This is a genomic window from Streptomyces otsuchiensis, from assembly GCF_004305975.1.
Lineage (GTDB): Bacteria > Actinomycetota > Actinomycetes > Streptomycetales > Streptomycetaceae > Streptomyces > Streptomyces otsuchiensis.
This window is the reverse complement of record NZ_BHZI01000006.1, coordinates 31728-48999: the sequence shown is the minus strand read 5'-3', so window position 1 is coordinate 48999 and position 17272 is coordinate 31728. Positions and strand designations below refer to the sequence as shown.

The 17272-nt window shown below is 74.1% G+C and carries 17 protein-coding genes; 10 read left to right on the top strand and 7 right to left on the bottom strand.

What is annotated here, in order from left to right:
- The 4 genes from E0D90_RS01305 to E0D90_RS01290 all read left to right on the top strand — a co-directional run.
- On the top strand, positions 1 to 1143 hold a 1143-nt coding region (locus E0D90_RS01305), incomplete at its 5' end, for an endonuclease/exonuclease/phosphatase family protein (protein WP_130796306.1).
- A 227-nt stretch (positions 1144 to 1370) separates the two neighbouring features.
- On the top strand, positions 1371 to 2324 hold the full coding sequence (locus E0D90_RS01300; protein WP_130796305.1) for an aldo/keto reductase: 954 nt from the start codon (positions 1371 to 1373) through the stop codon (positions 2322 to 2324).
- 85 nt (positions 2325 to 2409) lie between these two features.
- A complete protein-coding gene (locus E0D90_RS01295) occupies positions 2410 to 3549 on the top strand; it encodes a glycosyltransferase family 2 protein (protein WP_227869906.1) in 1140 nt (379 codons plus the stop codon).
- 92 nt (positions 3550 to 3641) lie between these two features.
- Entirely contained in the window at positions 3642 to 4301 is a 660-nt protein-coding gene (locus tag E0D90_RS01290; protein ID WP_227869905.1) for a polysaccharide deacetylase family protein, read from the top strand.
- Between the two features lie 49 nt (positions 4302 to 4350).
- On the opposite strand, the gene E0D90_RS01285 is transcribed toward E0D90_RS01290, so the two are convergent.
- Both E0D90_RS01285 and E0D90_RS01280 read right to left on the bottom strand, forming a co-directional pair.
- Positions 4351 to 5565 carry a nicotinate-nucleotide--dimethylbenzimidazole phosphoribosyltransferase gene (locus E0D90_RS01285; RefSeq protein ID WP_130796303.1) on the bottom strand — a complete coding sequence of 405 codons (1215 nt, stop codon included), beginning with the start codon at positions 5563 to 5565 and terminating at the stop codon, positions 4351 to 4353.
- Positions 5566 to 5712: 147 nt separating this feature from the next.
- A complete protein-coding gene (locus E0D90_RS01280; protein ID WP_130796302.1) occupies positions 5713 to 7080 on the bottom strand; it encodes a bifunctional adenosylcobinamide kinase/adenosylcobinamide-phosphate guanylyltransferase in 1368 nt (455 codons plus the stop codon).
- An 83-nt stretch (positions 7081 to 7163) separates the two neighbouring features.
- Here E0D90_RS01280 and E0D90_RS01275 point away from each other — a divergent pair, with 83 nt between their 5' ends.
- Positions 7164 to 7370 carry a hypothetical protein gene (locus E0D90_RS01275; RefSeq protein WP_103502241.1) on the top strand — a complete coding sequence of 69 codons (207 nt, stop codon included), beginning with the start codon at positions 7164 to 7166 and terminating at the stop codon, positions 7368 to 7370.
- Between the two features lie 65 nt (positions 7371 to 7435).
- Here the strand turns inward: E0D90_RS01275 and E0D90_RS01270 are convergent, their stop codons facing one another.
- The 4 genes from E0D90_RS01270 to E0D90_RS01255 all read right to left on the bottom strand — a co-directional run bounded on the left by E0D90_RS01270 (position 7436) and on the right by E0D90_RS01255 (position 12300).
- On the bottom strand, positions 7436 to 9784 hold the full coding sequence (locus tag E0D90_RS01270) for an excinuclease ABC subunit UvrA (RefSeq protein WP_130796301.1): 2349 nt from the start codon (positions 9782 to 9784) through the stop codon (positions 7436 to 7438).
- Between the two features lie 44 nt (positions 9785 to 9828).
- Positions 9829 to 10392, bottom strand: a complete 564-nt coding sequence (locus E0D90_RS01265) for a DUF3995 domain-containing protein (protein WP_130796300.1) — start codon at positions 10390 to 10392, stop codon at positions 9829 to 9831.
- Between the two features lie 130 nt (positions 10393 to 10522).
- Positions 10523 to 11563 carry a S1C family serine protease gene (locus E0D90_RS01260; protein WP_130796299.1) on the bottom strand — a complete coding sequence of 347 codons (1041 nt, stop codon included), beginning with the start codon at positions 11561 to 11563 and terminating at the stop codon, positions 10523 to 10525.
- A 140-nt stretch (positions 11564 to 11703) separates the two neighbouring features.
- Positions 11704 to 12300 carry a DUF3043 domain-containing protein gene (locus tag E0D90_RS01255; RefSeq protein WP_103501762.1) on the bottom strand — a complete coding sequence of 199 codons (597 nt, stop codon included), beginning with the start codon at positions 12298 to 12300 and terminating at the stop codon, positions 11704 to 11706.
- A gap of 334 nt (positions 12301 to 12634) precedes the next feature.
- Between E0D90_RS01255 and E0D90_RS01250 the strand changes: the two genes are divergently transcribed.
- From E0D90_RS01250 to E0D90_RS01235, 4 genes are all read left to right on the top strand, one after another.
- Entirely contained in the window at positions 12635 to 13426 is a 792-nt protein-coding gene (locus tag E0D90_RS01250) for a PspA/IM30 family protein (RefSeq protein WP_103501763.1), read from the top strand.
- A 35-nt stretch (positions 13427 to 13461) separates the two neighbouring features.
- A complete protein-coding gene (gene pspAA / locus E0D90_RS01245) occupies positions 13462 to 13758 on the top strand; it encodes a PspA-associated protein PspAA (RefSeq protein ID WP_103501764.1) in 297 nt (98 codons plus the stop codon).
- A gap of 162 nt (positions 13759 to 13920) precedes the next feature.
- Positions 13921 to 15366 (top strand): sensor histidine kinase, encoded by a 1446-nt coding sequence (locus E0D90_RS01240; RefSeq protein ID WP_227869904.1) that lies wholly within the window; start codon positions 13921 to 13923, stop codon positions 15364 to 15366.
- On the top strand, positions 15363 to 16037 hold the full coding sequence (locus E0D90_RS01235) for a response regulator (protein WP_130796310.1): 675 nt from the start codon (positions 15363 to 15365) through the stop codon (positions 16035 to 16037). Before E0D90_RS01240 ends, E0D90_RS01235 begins: the two co-directional genes overlap by 4 nt.
- Positions 16038 to 16112: 75 nt before the next feature.
- On the opposite strand, the gene E0D90_RS01230 is transcribed toward E0D90_RS01235, so the two are convergent.
- Positions 16113 to 16985 carry a GNAT family N-acetyltransferase gene (locus E0D90_RS01230; protein WP_130796298.1) on the bottom strand — a complete coding sequence of 291 codons (873 nt, stop codon included), beginning with the start codon at positions 16983 to 16985 and terminating at the stop codon, positions 16113 to 16115.
- Between the two features lie 85 nt (positions 16986 to 17070).
- On the opposite strand from E0D90_RS01230, the gene E0D90_RS26435 reads away from it, so the two are divergent.
- A complete protein-coding gene (locus E0D90_RS26435; protein ID WP_157996793.1) occupies positions 17071 to 17232 on the top strand; it encodes a hypothetical protein in 162 nt (53 codons plus the stop codon).
- Positions 17233 to 17272 lie beyond the last annotated feature (40 nt).

The following is a 17272-nucleotide window of genomic DNA, read 5'->3' as shown; positions in this document are numbered from 1 at the left end:
GGTCCGGGGAGCACGGCGGCTCCCGACGGCCGCGAACCCCCGCCCGACCCGCCGGGGCGCCGCCGCCGGGGAGCCCGGCTGCTCACCGCCGCACTCCTGTCCTGGGCGCTGTTCGTGGTGGTGTTCTCGATCCTCACCGGGCGGTACTGGTGGTGGAGGCCGGTGGAGCTGATGCCTCCCCTGACCTTTGTGGCGGTGCCGCTGCTCCTGCTGCTCCTCGCACCGCTGGCGCGGCCGTTCGCCCTCCGGCCCGCCCTGGCCGCGCTGTGCTGCCTGCTGCTCGGCCTGCCCCTGGCCGGGCTGAACGTCCACTCCCTGCCGGGCGCCGGCGGCGGCTCCGACGCCCCGCCGGACGCGGTGCGGGTCTTCGCCTGGAACACCGAGTACTGGGCCGACAGCGACGACCCCGCCGCGTTCTACGCCTACCTGCGCGAACAGGAGGCCGACGTCTACCTCCTCCAGGAGCACGTCTCCTGGGACCTCGACGGCCACCGCCCGGTCCGCGCCGACCACGTCGCCGAACTGCGGGAGGCGTTCCCCGGGTTCCACGTGGTGGCCCTGGGCGAGCTGCTGACCCTTTCCCGGTACCCGATCGAGGAGTGGCGCGGCCTGGACGCCTGGCCGCACCTCTCCGACCCGGCCGCCGGGATGCCGCCCGACGGGGCGTTCCCGGAGTACTACCGCTACAAGACGCTGCGCACCGATCTGCGGATCGACGGCAGCGTGACCTCGTTCTACAACATCCATGTGCCGGTGCAGCTCGACATCTCGATGAACCCCTTCTCCGCACAGTTCTTCTCCTTCATGCGGGCCCAGGAGGTCCGGCGGCAGGCGACCTACCGCGCGCTGGAGGAGGACCTGGACCACAACCCGCTGCCCACTGTGGTGGCGGGAGACCTCAACGCCACCTCCGCCATGGGTGAGGTGCGCGGTCTCAGCGACCGGCTGCGGGACGCCGTGCACGCCTCCGACCGGCTCCACCCCGTCAGCTGGCCGGCCGGCGGCCCGGTGGCGTGGCGCCTGGACTGGGCGTTCACCAGCGAGTCGGTGACGGTCCACGACTACCGCATGGTGGACAGCCGCGGCATGTCCGACCACCGGGCCCAGGCGTTCACGCTCAGCACCGGACCCGCCGCCGGCTGACGTCGCCGGGCCGTGGCCCCCACCGGCCGCGGCGCCACGCCGGCTCGGTCGTACCCGGTGGCACGAACCGTACGACGAACGTCGTAGACCGGGCGCTCCGAAGCGACCGGATCATTTCGGAAGTGTCCCGGAACAGCGGCGATGCTCCTACGGTGTCCTCACGATCACCCTGGGTGGCCCAGCGGGTCCCGCCGCCACCCCGACCCACCAGAACTCTCGGAGGAACGATGCAGCAGCGACCCCTGGACGAGGCCGCCGGAACGCGGGTCAGCGCACTCACCCTGGGCGCCATGCCGTTCGGCACCACCGTGGACGAGGAGACGTCCTTCGCCATCCTGGACCGCTTCGTGGAGGCGGGCGGCACCACCATCGACACCGCCAACTGCTACTCGTTCTGGGTGCCCGGCGGTGAGGGCGGCGAGAGCGAGAGCGTGGTGGGCCGCTGGCTCGCCGACCGGGGCGGCCGGGACCGCCTCACCATCGCCTCGAAGGTGGGTTCCGGCCTCGGGGCCGACGGAGGCGCCGAAGGACTCGCGCCGGAGGTGGTCCGGACCCAGCTGGAGGGCTCCCTGCGCCGCCTGGGCGTCGACCACCTCGACCTCTACTACGCGCACCGCGAGGACCGGGTCATACCCGACGAGGAGACCCTGGCCGCCTTCCACCAGGCGGTCACCGACGGCACGGTCCGCTCGCTCGGCGCGAGCAACCACACCGCCTGGCGGCTCGCCGAGACCCGCGCGCTGGCCGAGCGGCGCGGCTGGACCCCCTACACGGCGGTCCAGCAGCGCTACTCCTACGTCCGGCCCCGGCCGAACACCACCCTCCCCGAGGGAGGCCACGTCCACGCCAGTGACGAACTGCTCGACTACGTGCACAGCCACGGTCTCACCCTCTTCGCCTACACCACGCTGATCTGGGGGGCCTACAGCCGCCCGGGACAGCCGCTCCCGGAGCACTACGACCACCCGGGGACCGACCGCCGGCTGCGGGCCCTCGCCAAGGTCTCCGAGGAACTGGGGGCCAGCCCCGTCCAGGTGGTCCTGGCGTGGCTGATCGGCGGCACCCCCACCGTCGTACCGATCGTCGGAGTCAGCTCCGTCGCCCAGCTCGACGAGTGCCTGGCGGCCGCCGACCTGGAGCTGCCCCGGGAACTGCGCCGGACCCTCGACGAGGCCGTCTGACACCACGGAAGACCGGACCGCCGGCCGCGCCGGAGCGCGCGGCCGGTGGCTCCCCCTGCCCGAACGCCCCCTCCTGGAGGTCACCGTGACCGCGTCCCCCGCGCCCACCGCCGACAGCTCACGTCCCACGGCCCGGGTCTCCGTGGTCATCCCCAACTACAACTACGCCAGGACCCTGGAGCTGTGCCTCACCTCGGTCGCCGCACAGACCCTCCAGCCGTACGAGGTGATCGTCTCGGACGACGCCTCCACCGACGCCTCCGTGGAGGTGGCACGCCGCTTCGGGTGCCGCGTCCTGCGCGCCGAACGCAACGAAGGCGTCTCCGCGGCCCGCAACAGGGGAGCGGCAGCCGCCACCGGCGACGTCCTGTTCTTCCTCGACTCCGACCAGGCGCTCTCCCCCGCGTCGCTGGAGAACGCGGTCCAGATGCTCGCCGAGGACCCGCGGCTGGGCTGTGTGCACGGCATCATCGCCGCCGAACCCCTCGTGGACGACGGGCCGGTGGAGTGGTACCGGACCCTGCACGCGCACCACTGGCGACGCCGGGGCGTGGGCCCCACCCCCACCGCCTACTTCGCCGCGGCGGCGCTCCCGCGTCATGTCTTCGAGGAGGTGGGGCCGTTCGACCCGGCGCTGCGGGACAGCGAGGACGTGGAGTACAGCGAGAGGCTGTCGGCCCGTTACACCATCCGGCTCACCGACCGCATCGAGGCGGCGCACGACGAGGAGCACCGGCTCGGCCGGATGCTGCGCGAACAGTTCCGCCGCGCCCAGTACCTGTTGCCGTTCGCCGCCGCGCACCGCCGGCGTCCCGGCGCGCTCCGCGCCAACAGCGGGCTCGGGGTCGCCGCGGCGTTCCTCACCCTCGCGAGCGCGCCGCTGGCCGCGTTCCACCCCGCGCTGGCGGCGCTTCCGGTGGGCGGTGCGCTCGTGTTCGCCGCCGCCGACCCCTCGCTCATCCGGTTCGTCCACCGCGAACGGGGGCTCCGGTTCCTGCCGTTCTTCGTCGGACTGCACCTGCTGGTCAACGTGCAGATCGGCCTGGGCGCCGCCACCGGCTGGGTACGCTCCCGTTTCGACCGCGGGTTCGCCGCGAGCGCGGGACGCGCTCCCACCGCCGGAGTTCCCACCGCCGCTGTTCCCACCGCCGGAGTTCCCACCGCCGGAGCGGACGCCTCCCACGGACAGCGCGGCGCGGACGCGCCGGGAACGAGGGTGGCGTGAACGACGGGACTCATCCCGCGCCACCGCGGCGCGGGGGTACGGGCGGTGCCGGCCCGTGGCGCGCCCGTCTGGCGCAGTCGGGGTGGAGCCTGGTGCGCCGGGCGGAGTCCTGGCGGGCCGACGCCCCGGCGCGGCGCCCCCTGCTCGCGCGCGGGCCCCTGTTCAGCGTTCCGGCCGCCGGGCCCGGGCGGACCGGCGCGTCCCCGGTCGCGCTCACCGTGGACGACGGACCGGACCCCACGTGGACCCCGCGACTGCTCGACGTACTGGACTCCCACGATGTGCGGGCGACCTTCTTCGTCATCGGCGAACGCGCCGCCCACCACCCGGAACTGCTGCGCCGGACCCTCGCGGCCGGCCACACGATCGGCAACCACAGCTACACCCACACCCAGCCCTTCGCGGCCCTGCCCCCGGACCTCGTCGCCGAGGAACTGCGCCGCACCCAGCGGGTGGTCTCGGAGGCGACCGGCCGCGCGCCGGTGCTCTTCCGCGCCCCGGCCGGCGGCTGGTCACGGACAGTCCTCGGCGCGGCCCGCGACCAGGGGCTGACGCCCGTCGACTGGAGCGTGGACCCCAAGGACTGGCGACCGCCACCCCCGGCCCGCATCGCGCGGACCGTGCTGGGCGCCCGCGCGGGTGACATCGTGCTGTGCCACGACGGCGGCGGCGACCGGTCGGGTACCGTCGCCGCACTCGACACCGCGCTCGGTCAACTGCGCGCCCAGGGGGTGGAGTTCACCACCCTCTGACCACCCTCTGACTACACCGCCGAGCAGCGCGGCGGCGCACCTTTCGGCGTCAGGTGGCCTCGGCCAGGCTGTCATCCTCCGGTGACACCGGCCCGGCCGCCGGAGCCTCGGCAGGGGAACCGTCCCCACGGGCGTCGTCGCCGCCGTCCACCGGCAGTTCGGCCGCCAGCGCGGCGGCGGCGCGCACCATCGGCAGCGCCAGCAGCGCCCCCGCGCCCCCGCCGACCGTCACCCCGTGATCCAGCAGCGGCCGCATCGCCATCCGGTCCAGGGCCTTGGCCTGCCCCGGCTCCCCGCTGACCTGGCCCGGAATCCACCAGTCCACCGCCCGGAACGCCACCCGCTGTCCCAGCAGCGCGCACGCGGCGGAGACCACACCGTCCAGGATCACCGGGGTCCGGCGGACCGCGCACTGGAGCAGGAAGCCGGTCATCGCCGCCAGGTCGGCGCCACCGGAGGTGGCCAGCAGCTGCAGCTGGTCGCCGAGGACCGGGCGGGCCCGGCGCAGACCGTCACGGATGGCCGCGCACTTGCGCATCCACGCCAGATCGTCGATACCCGCCCCGCCGCGCCCGGTCACCACCGAGGCGTCCGTGCCGCAGAGCGCCGCGATCACCACACCCGCCGCGGTGGTACCGCCGACGGAGAGGTCCCCGAGCGCCAGCAGATCGCTGCCGGAGTCGGCCTCCTCGTCCGCCACCGCGACCCCGAGACGGAACGCGCGCTCTGCCTCCTCAAGGCTGATGGCGTCGCCGGTGTCCAGGGGCGCCGAGCCGCGGCGGACCCGGTGCCGGGTGATCTCGGACGGCAACAGGTCCTGGTCGCAGTCGAGGGAGACGTCGACGACCCGCACCGGAACGTCGGCCTGACGGGCCAGCACGGCCACCGGGCCGCGCCCGTCGAGCAGGTCACGGACCTGCCGGACCGCTCCGGCGCCACTGCCAGGACCGGCCCCGGGCGCCGCCTCGGCGTCGCCGGTATCCGCCTCGGCGTCACCGGGGGAGGCCCGCTCGTGGCCGGAGACATCCCGCGCGGCGATGCCGTGATCACCGGCGAAGACCACCAGCCGGGGCGAGCGCACGGGGGAGACCGGCACCTGCCCCTGCGCCGCCGACAGCCACAGGCCCAGTTCGTCCAGGCGGCCGAGCGCGGCGGGCGGCAGGCCGGTGCGCACCCGCCAGGACTCCGCGGCGCGCCGGACGCCGGCGTTCGGACGTTCGATCAGATCGCCGAACTCGTCGAGATTCAGGGTGCTCTCGGTCATGCGCACGAGATTACCGGCAGCGACGCCGCCGCTCCTCCGGGGCCACGCCTCAGCGGCGACGTGAGGCAGCGGGACAGCGGGGCAGCGGGACAGCGGGACAGCCGGACACGGACAGCCGGACAGCGGGGCCGGCCCGGGAGCGCCGGGTCAGGAACGCAGCCGCAGCGGCAGGCCGGCGATGATCAGCAGGACCTCCTCGCACTCGGCGGCGACCGCCGCGTTCAGCCGTGCCAGCTCGGCGGCGAACCGCCCGTCCCGGTCCCCGGGCGGGGCGGCGCCCGGCTGCGGCTGGTCGCTCACCAGGACCAGCGGGCGCGGACAGTGCCGTACGGCGTCGGCCACCCGGGAGGGGTAGCCGGCCGGCAGCCCGAACCCCGGCCCCGGCCGGGCGGCGCCGCGTGCGACGGAGCGCGGGCCGGTGGTGTGGGTGGCCGCGAGCCAGCGGGTCAGCGAGTCGACCAGCAGCGGGGGACCGTCCTCCCGCAGCAGCGGCAGCAGCTCCGTGGTGACGGTGGTGGTCCAGCCCGGCGGGTGGTAGCGGCCCGCGGCGAGGGCGGAACCGGCCGCCGGGCCGTCCTCGGGCAGCCGGTCACCGTCATGGGAGCCGCTCCCGTCCGCCATCCGGGCCGCCTCCCCGCCGCCGGGGGCCCCGCCGCCGGGGGCCCCGGCGCCGGACGACCCGGTGCCCGGCCCCGTGGCGACGCTGCCGTCGGCACGCCGGACGCCCTCCACACCCGAGGCGGGCGTGCCCCCGCCGGGCAGCACCCGCACCACCGTGGGGAAGGTCGCCAGCCGCCGCACCGCCTCCTCCGACACCCCGGAACCCGGTGCGCCCAGCAGCAGCGTGCGGCGCGGCACCTCGGGCGCGTCCGGCGGGTCACCGGCACGCAGGGTGCCGCCGTCCGGCATCGCGCGGGCGCCCGCCGCCGCCAGCCGGCGTTCCAGCTCCGGACCCGCCGGGGCGTCGTGGCCCAGATGGACGGCGACCACGTCCGTGTTCCAGGTGACGGCTCCGCCGGCGCGCAGCCGCGCCAGGGCGTCCGGCCGTCCGACGACGTCCAGCAGCACCACGTCGAACTGGGCCTCGTCGTCGCTCAGCCCGGCCGGTGAGCCGCCGGGCGGCAGATACAGCAGCCGCTGGCCGTCCGGCCCGCTGACCGCGTAGCCGGTGCCGGGGGCGTCCAGGGCGACGGCGCGCACCCGGTGTCCGCTGAGCAGGGTCAGCTCCCGGCCGTCCGGGACGCGCACCGGTGGCGGCAGGTCGTCGGGGAAATCGACGGCCGGGCCGTCGTGCGGATGGGTGAGCAGCACCTGACGCACGCCGTGCAGTGTGCGCCCGGCGCGCGCTGCGGCCATCGCGGCCCCGGGGGTCAGGTCCAGCAGCAGCACCTGGTCCACCAGCACGCTGGTGGCGGCCCTGCCACCGCCGGAGGCGGCGCGGGAACAGGCGGCGCAGGGGCACCCGGGGCGGGGCAGGCCCGCCGGGTCGCCGGTACCGAGCAGTGTGACGTCCACCCACCCGATGTTCCCTTCTCTCGGGCGGACCGCACCCGGAGCGCTAGGCTGCCGGGTACCGGCGATCTTCGTGGAGGCGGCATATGGCGTGGGACTGGCGGTTCGAGAAGCAGGACGGCACGGCGGTCGAGCCCGGCGATCCGCCCGGGGAGTTCAGCACCCAGGGCGACGCCGAGACCTGGATCGGCGAGGTCTGGCAGGACCTGCGCGGCGAGGGCGTCGACCAGGTGCTGCTGCGTGAGGACGGCAACACCGTCTACGGGCCGATGAGCCTGCACGAGGCCGGCTGACCGGCCGCGCCCGGCTCCGTCCGCGCCCTGCTCAGGCGGGCGGACGGAGCCGGGCGGGGCACCGGTCAGGTATCCGCGGGCACCCCGCCCTCCGGGGTCCGCCCGACCGGCAGCGCGGAGCGCAGGAACCGGGCCGTGACGGTGTCGGAGCGCTCGGCCATCTCGGCGGGGGTCCCGGTGAAGACGACCTGTCCGCCTTGCTCGCCCGCGCCCGGCCCGATGTCGATGACCCAGTCGGCGTGTTTGACGACGTCCAGGTCGTGCTCGATGGCGATGACCGTGTTGCCCGAGTCCACCAGGCGGTCCAGCAGCGTCAGCAGGTTGTCGATGTCCGCCATGTGCAGTCCGGTGGTCGGTTCGTCGAACACGTAGACGCTGCCCCTCTCGTGAAGCCGGTCGGCGAGTTTGACGCGCTGCCGCTCGCCACCCGACAGCTTGGAGAGCGGGTGTCCCAGCGTGAGGTAGCCAAGCCCGACCTCACGCAGTGGGCCGAGTCGCCGCATCACGGAGGGGTCGTCGAAGTAGTCACGGGCCTCCGTCACGGTGAGGTCCAGGACCTCCGCGATGTCGCGCCCGTTCACCCGGTACGCGAGCGCCTCCTGCCGGTAGCGACGGCCCCGGCACACCTCGCAGACGGTGGTGACCGGGTCCATGAACGCCAGGTCGGTGGTGATGATGCCGCGCCCCCGGCATTCCGGGCAGGCGCCCTTGGCGTTGAAGCTGAACAGGCTCGGGTCCACGTCGTGCGCCTTCGCGAACAGCTTCCGCACCGTGTCCCAGATCCCGGTGTAGGTGGCCGGTGTCGCACGCGGGTTGGCGGCCAGTGCCGACTGGTCGAGCACGATCGCGTCCGGATGCCGCGCGGTGAAGACCCTCGAGACCAAGGTCGACTTGCCCGATCCGGCCACACCGGTGACCACGGTCAGCACCCCGGTGGGGAAGTCGACGGAGAGGTCCCGGAGGTTGTGCAGGTCCGCCCCGCGCACCGGGAGCCGGCCGGTGGGCGTGCGCGGGCGCGGCTTCAGATCGGGCCGCGCGCGGAAGTGGCGGCCGGTGAGCGTCCCGCTCTCGGCGAGCTGCTCCACCGTGCCGGTGAACACGATCTCGCCGCCCGCGGCGCCGGCGCCCGGGCCCATGTCGATCACATGGTCGGCGATGGCGATGACGTCCCGGCTGTGCTCGACGATCAGGACCGTGTTGCCCTTGTCCCGCAGGTCGAGCAGCAGCCTGTTCAGCCGGTCCACGTCGTGGGGGTGAAGGCCGACACTCGGCTCGTCGAAGATGTACGTCATCCCGGTCAGCGCCGACCCCAGGTGGCGCACGGTCTTCAGGCGCTGCCCCTCGCCGCCGGAGAGCGTGCGGGTGGGCCGGTCGAGGGTGAGGTAGCCCAGTCCCACCGAGACGATGCGGCGCAGTGAGGCGAGCGCGGTGGGCACCACCGGACCGGGCCACCGGTCGGCCACCCGCTCCAGCTCGGTGACGAGGTCTCCGATCTCCATCGCGCAGTAGTCGGCGATGTCGCGGCCGTCGATGCTCGACTCCAGGGCCGCCCGGTTCAGCCGGGTTCCCCGGCACGCGGGGCACGTCCGCTCGGTGACGACCCGTTCGGTCGCCCTGCGCTCCGCTCCCTTCAGCGCCTCCAGCCCGGGCTTGACGAACCGCCGGGTGAAGCGAGGGACGATTCCCTCGTAGTCGTTGACGGCCACGTTGCCGAGATCGTCGGGGCGGATCGTCCGGAATCCCTCCCCGTACAGCAGCAGGTCCATCTCCTGCCGGGTGTAGTCGCGCAGCGGCTTGTCCGGGTCGAAGACCGGCTCCAGGTCCGCGTCCCTGGCCCGGCCCTTCTCGTACCGGCTGATCTGCGCGTACCGCTTCCAGTAGTTGGTGCCGACGGCGAAGTTGCCGTGCAGGATCGCTCCCTCGTTGAGGGAGCGATCGAGGTCCAGCATCATGCCGACGTCCAGTTGGAGCGTGGCCCCGATGCCGTCACAGCGCGGGCACATGCCCTGCGGGTCGTTGAAGGAGTAGACGTTGGACGGTCCGGCGCTCGGCTCTCCGTACCGTGAGAACAGCACCCGCAGCACCGGGTTGATCTCGGTCATGGTTCCCACCGTGGAGCGGGTCCCGCCGCCCACCGCCTTCTGGTCCACGACGATGGCAGGCGCGAGGTTCTCGATCAGCTCGAACTCGGGGCGCTCGTAGCGGGGCAGCCTGTTACGGATGAACGCCGGGAACACCTCGTTGAGCTGCCGCTGCGACTCCACACCGATGGTGCCGAAGACGATCGAGGACTTGCCGGACCCGGATACACCGGTCACCACGGTCAGGACGCCGACCGGGACGCGTAGATCCACCCCCTTCAGGTTGTTGGCCCGCGCACCCGTCACCACGATGTGCTGCCCGCTCTGGCGCATGGTCGGTCTCCCCACTTCTTGTCTCTCCGCAGCCCGGGGCCGTGTCAGCTCCCCGGCTTCTCCCGCCGCCCACTGTGCCCTGTCTCCGCGTGCCCGCCGTCGGCGCCGTGGGAGTCGTGGGAGTCGCGGGAGAAGCGGTACGTCGCGGCGGACAGCAAGAGCCCCCACAGCAGGAACCAGGGATCCCACAGGTAGAGGTGCCAGTGGAAGGCCGTCCAGTCCATATCGGGCGAGGCATCGATCAGTCCGGCTTTCACCATCGCCTGCCCGAGGACCAGGGCTCCCCCGTAGACCGTGAGGACGGAGCCGGCGGCCCACGCCGGGACGAGCAGCGCGCGGCGGGGGAGACGGCGGCCCCAGTGGCGCACCACGGCGAGGCCGAGCAACGCGGCGAACAGCTTGAGCGCGGCGGTGATCCAGACGACGGTGAGCAGGGCCGGGTCACGCTCCCGGGCCAGTCTCTCCAGTTCGCCTCCGATGGTGTGGAGCGCGGCTGTGCCGCCCAGCCCCCAGTAGAGGCTCGCCGCGGCGTGGAGCAGTCCGAGGACGAAGGCCGCGTAGCCGCACCAGGCCAGGTCCGGGCGTCTTCGTGGGGTAGGGGATGACATCCGGTCATGCTCGCACGACGCGCATACAGCGGTGCGAAGGACGTAACCGCGCCGACGCGCTCTGAGACGCGCTCAGGTCTTCGAGCGGGCGCGCGAGGCGGGGAGAGCGCGCCGGGCCCGCCCGGGGCCGTCAGACCTCGTCGAGCTTCACCTTGGCCGACTCCTCGCTGTCGTCGCGCTCCCAGGTGACCTCGACGCTGTCCCCCGGCTGCTGCGAGGCGAGCGCCTCGGCGAGTGAGACCACGTCGGTCACCTGCTCGTCCGCGACGGCGATGATCACGTCCCCGGCCCGCAGCCCGGCGTCGGCGGCCGGGCCGTCGTCCGCCACGTCCACCACGGCCGCGCCCGCCGGGCGGAATCCCTCGCCGAGGACGGTGCGGACGGTGACGCCCAGCGCCGCCCGCCCGGAGTCGGTCACCTTGCCGTTCTCGATCATCTGATCGGCGAGATCGGTGACGGTCGCGGCCGGGATGGCGAAGCCGATGCCCGCCGCCTGCCCGCCGCCGTCCGGTTCCATCGCGCCGATGGTGGGGATGCCGATCACCTCGCCGCCCAGGTTCACCAGCGCGCCCCCGCTGTTGCCGGGGTTGATCGGGGCGGAGGTCTGCACCAGATTGCTGAGGGTGGCCCCGCCCTCGCCCTCGCTGAGCGAACGGCCCACGGCCGAGACGATGCCCTGGGTGACCGAGGAGTCGAGACCGAGCGGGTTGCCCATGGCCAGCACCATCTGACCGACCTCGACGTCCGAGGACTTCCCGAACGTCGCCGGGTTGAGGTCGTCGGGCGCGTCCTCCAGCCGGATGACGGCGAGGTCCTGCGGCGGGTAGTCGGCGACCAGCCGGGCGGCGAGCGGCTTGCGGTTGTTCGCCAGCAGCACCTCGAAGCGGTCCGAGTCGCCGAGGACATGGGCGTTGGTGACGATGTGGCCGTCGGAGTCGTAGACGACCCCCGAGCCCAGACCCTGCCCGGTCGTGATCTGGACGACCGACGGCAGGACGTCGCCGACCACCTGCTGGAAGGTCTCGTCCAGCGACGCCGCCGAGCCCGCGGGGCCGGCGTCCGCGATGCCGCCGTCGCGGTTACCCCCTCCACCGGAGCAGGCCGACAGCAGTGCCGCCGCGCAGAGCGCGGCGGCACAGGTTGCGAGAGTGTTCCTGCGGGAGCCGGTCATGGGCTGATTGTCGCCCGGGGACTTCGGCGGTCACGGGATTGACGGCGGGCCCAACGGGTGACGGTGCGCCTGCCTCCGGCAGCGCCGGAGCCACTGGACGCACGCCGCGGCGGACCGTGCCCGGCCCGCCCGGCGTCGTCTCAGCGGGGCGCCTCGCCGCGCTTGATCTGCGGCTTCGGCAGCCGCATCCGGCGCATCTGGAGGGTCCGCATCAGGGCGTAGGCGACCGCGCCCCGGCGGCCCTCGTCGGGGAAGCGCTCGCGCAGCTGCTTCTTCAGCCGGACACCGGTCACGACCGAGTCGAAGACGATCATGAGGATGACGCCCATCCACATCAGCAGGGCGACGGCCTGCTGCGAGGGGATCATGCTCATCACCAGGATGAGGACGGCGATGGGCAGGAAGTACTCCGCCACATGCCACTTGGCGTCCACGAAGTCACGCGTGTAGCGGCGCACCGGGCCCCGGTCGCGGACCGGCAGGTACTTCTCGTCACCGGTCACCAGCGCCTCGCGCTGCTTGGCCAGCGCGGCCTTCCGGGCCTCCCGGGCGCGCTTGGCGGCCTCCTTGCGGTTGGCCGGCGGCTTCGCGGTGGCGCGGCGCAGTGCCTCGGCCTCGCTCCGCTTCGGCGTGGGCCGGCCCTTCGGGGCCTGCGGGTCACGCACGGGCGGGCCCTCGACCTCGGCGGTCTCGGTGGCCGGCGCGTCTTTGGTCTCATTCGAACGGCTTCGGAACACACCCCCAGCCTAAGCGTTCCCGGCCTCGCGGCTAAGCCCCCGGAGCGCCGGGGTGCCCGGCTGTGCCCGATCCGATATCTGGCGTGCACCCCGGGTGACCGGTTCGGTGACGCTGTGTGCCCGCTCGCGCGACGGTGAGGCAGCGTCAGGAAGCCGGGAACCGTTCGTCCGCTCGCCGTGTCCCTAGTCCCTGAGCGTTACGGGCGCCGCCGGTCATCGTCCTTGCGGATGAGGGTGATCATGGCCGGGTGGTGCGCTAATAGAGGTGGGACCCGTAGGCTAGAGGTCACCTGGCGAATTATCCGGAGCTGTCTGAAGGGGGCGCGCGAGGCCCATGAGCGGTGTCATGAAGCGGATGGGGATGATCTTCCGCGCGAAGGCCAACAAGGCCCTGGACCGGGCCGAGGACCCGCGCGAGACGCTCGACTACTCGTACCAGAAGCAGCTGGAACTGCTGCAGAAGGTACGACGCGGGGTGGCCGACGTGGCCACGTCCCGCAAGCGGCTGGAGCTGCAGCTGAACCAGCTGCGCGGCCAGTCCGACAAGCTCGGCGACCAGGGCAAGAAGGCCCTGGCGCTCGGCCGGGAGGATCTGGCCCGGGAGGCACTGACCCGCCGCTCGGGGCTGCAGCAGCAGGTCTCCGACCTGGAGGCGCAGCACCAGACGCTACAGGCCGAGGAGGACAAGCTCACCCTCGCCGCCCAGCGGCTGCAGGCCAAGGTGGACGCCTTCCGTACCAAGAAGGAGACCATCAAGGCCACCTACACCGCCGCGCAGGCGCAGACCCGCATCGGTGAGGCCTTCTCGGGCATCTCCGAGGAGATGGGCGACGTCGGCATGGCGATCCAGCGCGCCGAGGACAAGACGCAGGAGCTCCAGGCGCGGTCCGGCGCCATCGACGAGCTGCTGGCGTCCGGTGCCCTGGACGACCCGACCGGCACCTCCAAGGACGACCTCACGGCCGAGCTGGACCGCATCTCCAGCGGCTCCGACGTCGACCTGGAGCTGGAGCGGATGAAGGCCGAACTCGCCGGCGGCAGCAGCCCGCAGGCACTGGAGAGCGGCGACAACGGGGGCGCGCAGGACCAGCAGCGGCAGGACACCCCCAAGTTCGACAAGCAGTAACACCTGCCCGACACGGTTCTTACAAGGAGTACGGAGTGATCGTACGGATCATGGGGGAGGGGCAGGTCCGGCTGGACGACAGCCACTTCCCCAAGCTGAACGAGCTCGACGACGAGCTCATGGCAGAGGTCGAGCAGGACGACAAGGAGGGCTTCCGCCGGACGCTCGCCGCCCTGCTCGACGCGGTCCGCACCATGGGTGCGCCGCTGCCGGACGACGCGCTCGAACCGTCGGAGCTGATCCTTCCGGCGCCCGACGCGACGATCGAGCAGGTGCGCGCGATGCTGTCGGACGATGGCCTCATCCCGGACGAACCTCCGGCCAGGTCCTGACCGTCGGGCCGCTCCCGGCCCGGCCCCGCGGCCGGCGCCCGGTGCACGACCCGCGGTTCGCGTGAACACGCCGACGCCCCGTTCCTCCCCGTGAGGGCCGGGGCGTCGGCGCGTTCGCCCGCGCGATGTCCATGTCGCCCGCCGCCGCTTACCCTTGCCAGAGTGACCAGCCCCCCGCCCGCCGCCCTGAGCGGCCCCGCCGCCGAGGCCGTGCCCGAGGCCGTGCCCGAGGCCATGGCTCCCCAGCGCGACGCCGAACCCGGCGCGACCACCCCACCGGCGCCCGACGAAGGCCCCTCGGTGCCGCTGCGGCTGCTGCGGTGGGTGGCCGGCCATCCGCTGGCCGTGGACGCGGTTCTCGCGGCGGCGGTGCTGGTGGTGATCGTGCTCAGCTCGGTCACCGTCGCCCACTACCCGAATCACGGAACCGGCCTCGGCTACCGCGAACTGCCCCCGCACACGGCTGTGCTGGCGGTGCTCGCCGCCGGGGCGCTGGTGTTCCGGCGGCGGCGCCCGGTGCTCGTGCTCACCGTCACCACCCTGGGGGTGGTGGCCGACCTGCTTGCCGGCGCCGCGCTGCTGGAGCCCGCCGAGCGCGGTCCGGCCGTGTATGCGGCGGCGGTGGTCGCGCTGTTCACGGTCGCCAACCACACGGGGAGGTCGACCACCTGGCGGCTGGGGCTGCTGGTCACGACGGTGGTCACCGCCATGACGATGGTGTTCGGGCCGCAGCCCTGGCATGTCGCCGAGAACGTCGGCGTCTTCGCCTGGTTCGCCCTGGCCGCCGCCGCGGGTGAGGCGGTGCGGGGACGGCGCGCCATGGTCGACGCCATCCGGGAGCGCGCCGAACGGGCCGAGGAGACCCGGGAGGAGGAGGCACGCCGCCGGGTGGCGGAGGAGCGGCTGCGGATCGCACGGGAGCTGCACGACGTGGTCGCCCACCACATCGCCATGGTCAACGTCCAGGCAGGCGTGGCCTCCCATGTGATGCACAGCCGCCCCGACCAGGCGAAGGAGGCGCTGGCCCACGTCCGGGACGCGGGCCGCCAGGCGCTGGAGGAACTCCAGACGACCGTCGGCCTGCTGCGGCAGCGGGACGACCCGGTGGCGCCGACGGAGCCGACGTCCGGGCTGGCACGGCTGGACGATCTGGTCGAGGGGTTCGGCCGCGCCGGGATGAGCGTCACCGTCGAGGCGCCGGCCGCCGGCGAACCGCTGCCCGCCGCCGTCGACCTCGCCGCCTACCGCGTCGTCCAGGAGGCACTGACCAATGTGCACAAGCACGCCGGGCCCAGCCCGTCCGCGTCCGTCCGGCTCGTCCGCACGGGTGGGCGGACCTCCGGTGCGCTGGAGATCACCGTGCACGACGACGGCGCCGCACCCTCGGGGGCGGCGGTGAGCGGCGGCGGTCACGGCCTGACCGGGATGCGCGAGCGTGCCGAGGCCCTCGGGGGCGCGTTCGCCGCCGGGCCCGCCCCCGACGGCGGGTTCCTGGTCCGCGTCAGCCTGCCGGTCTGCCGGACGGGCCGCCCGTCGGCCGGTGGGCCCGGCACCTCCCGTGGTGGGGCGGCCGGCCCCGCCCGGCGACTGCGGGGGATATGCCTGTGACGATCCGGGTGCTGCTGGTCGACGACCAGGCGCTGCTGCGCAGCGCGTTCCGGGTGCTGGTGGACTCCGAGCCCGACATGAGCGTGGTCGGGGAGGCCGCCGACGGCGTGCAGGCGCTGCGCGCGCTCCGGGAGGAGCGTGCGGACGTGGTGCTGATGGACATCCGGATGCCGGGCATGGACGGGCTGACCGCCACCCGTGAGATCAGCGCCGATCCGGCGCTCTCCGGGGTGCGCGTCGTCATCCTCACCACCTTCGAGCAGGACGACTACGTGGTGGACGCGCTGCGCGCCGGGGCCTGCGGCTTCCTGGGCAAGGGGGCCGGCCCGGAGGAGCTGCTGGCGGCGATCCGGGTCGTGGTGGCCGGGGACGCGCTGCTCTCGCCGGCCGCCACGCGGGGGCTGATCGGCCGCTTCCTCGCGGCGGACACCGGCGTCGGCGGTGTCGCCGAGCCGGAGGGGCTGCACACGCTGACCGCCCGGGAGCGGGAGGTGCTGCTGGAGGTGGCGCGAGGGCTGTCCAACGACGAGATCGCGCACCGGCTGACGGTCAGTCCGCTGACGGTCAAGACCCACATCAACCGGCTGCTGGCCAAGCTCGCCGCCCGCGACCGGGCGCAGCTGGTGATGACGGCGTACGAGTCGGGGCTGGTGCGACCGCGTCACGGTTGAGGCGCGTGCGTCACGGCTGCGGTGCGTGCGGTGCGTGCGGCGCCGTCGCGGGAGGGGCGGGCGCGGCAGGGGCCGCTACAGGAAGGCGGCCGAGGGGATGTACGGCGCGGGCGGACGCATGCCGCGCAGGCCGAGCACGCCCGAGCCGGTGACGTTCAGCCCGGCGGCCAGCCCCACGTCCACCGCCCACTGCTGGTCGGCCGTCAGCCGCGCGAGGGTCACCGGCGATCCCGACGGCAGGCTCAGCAGCGCGGCGGCCAGCAGCCGGGCGGCGATGCGCCGGGAGGTCGCGGCCAGCAGCTCGATCCGGCCCTCGTCACAGACGTAGGCGTAGCCGCTGCCGGCCAGGTCGTCGGCGACCACCACCCGGTGGTGCAGCAGCAGTTCGGCGTGGTCGGGGCCGTGCGCGCCACCGCGCACCGCGCGGTCCACCGAGTCCATCAGATCGCGCTGGGCGGCGCCGCCCTCGATCGCCGGGCCGTCGGGCACCGGCAGCCGGGCGTGGTCCAGGGCGCCGGAGAGCCGCAGCGTCGGGTGCAGGTCGAACCCCGCGTGGCGTACCAGCCGGGCGGCGACCGGGTCCGCGCAGCAGCCGGTCATCCCGCGCAGGGTGCCGCGCCCGTACTCCAGCGCCCGGGCCAGCAGCGCGCCGCCCACCCCGCCGCCGCGTGCCCGCGGGTGGACGACGAGCAGCGGCAGCGCCCAGGTGCCCTCGCGCAGTGACGCGTGCACCGCGCCCAGCGGGCGTCCGGTGAGGTCCTCGGCCAGCCAGCAGCCGCCGGGATCGCTGCGGACCAGGTGCTCGGTGGCCCGGCGCTGCCGGACCGCCGCCACCGGGCCCGCGGTGGTGCCCGCGTCGCGGGCCCCGTTCTCCCGGGAGGAGGCGGCGGTCAGCTCCCGGACGGTCTCGGTGTCCCGTCGGCTGTCCTGGATCCGGCGCAGCAGCATCCCGCCATTCTCGCCACGCGGCCCCCGCCCGGTCCACGGCCGGCGGGCTCTTCCGGCCGGGCGGGCCGCTTGAGATGATCACCGGATGAGCGGGCGATCGTGGGGACTGGTGGTGGCCGTCGTCGGTTCGCTGCTGGCGCTGCTGCTCCTGGCCGACCGGTGCGAGGGGCGGCACGGCGGCGGGGGCGGCGGGCAGTACTTCGACGCGGGCCCCGCACCGGGGGCGCCGGGCGGCTCGCCGCGCTGACCGGTGCGGCTCACCGCCCGCCGCCGGCGGGTGCCCGCGC

Bases quoted from the DNA above. Each gene is read 5' to 3' on its own strand.
- E0D90_RS01275 (WP_103502241.1), top strand. From the start codon at position 7,164: ATGGCGTGGGACTGGCGGTTCGAGAAGCAGGACGGCACGGCGGTCGAG.
- E0D90_RS01265 (WP_130796300.1), bottom strand. From the start codon at position 10,392: ATGTCATCCCCTACCCCACGAAGACGCCCGGACCTGGCCTGGTGCGGC.
- E0D90_RS01285 (WP_130796303.1), bottom strand. From the start codon at position 5,565: ATGACCGAGAGCACCCTGAATCTCGACGAGTTCGGCGATCTGATCGAA.
- E0D90_RS26435 (WP_157996793.1), top strand. From the start codon at position 17,071: ATGAGCGGGCGATCGTGGGGACTGGTGGTGGCCGTCGTCGGTTCGCTG.
- E0D90_RS01230 (WP_130796298.1), bottom strand. From the start codon at position 16,985: ATGCTGCTGCGCCGGATCCAGGACAGCCGACGGGACACCGAGACCGTC.
- E0D90_RS01300 (WP_130796305.1), top strand. From the start codon at position 1,371: ATGCAGCAGCGACCCCTGGACGAGGCCGCCGGAACGCGGGTCAGCGCA.
- E0D90_RS01270 (WP_130796301.1), bottom strand. From the start codon at position 9,784: ATGCGCCAGAGCGGGCAGCACATCGTGGTGACGGGTGCGCGGGCCAAC.
- E0D90_RS01250 (WP_103501763.1), top strand. From the start codon at position 12,635: ATGAGCGGTGTCATGAAGCGGATGGGGATGATCTTCCGCGCGAAGGCC.
- E0D90_RS01260 (WP_130796299.1), bottom strand. From the start codon at position 11,563: ATGACCGGCTCCCGCAGGAACACTCTCGCAACCTGTGCCGCCGCGCTC.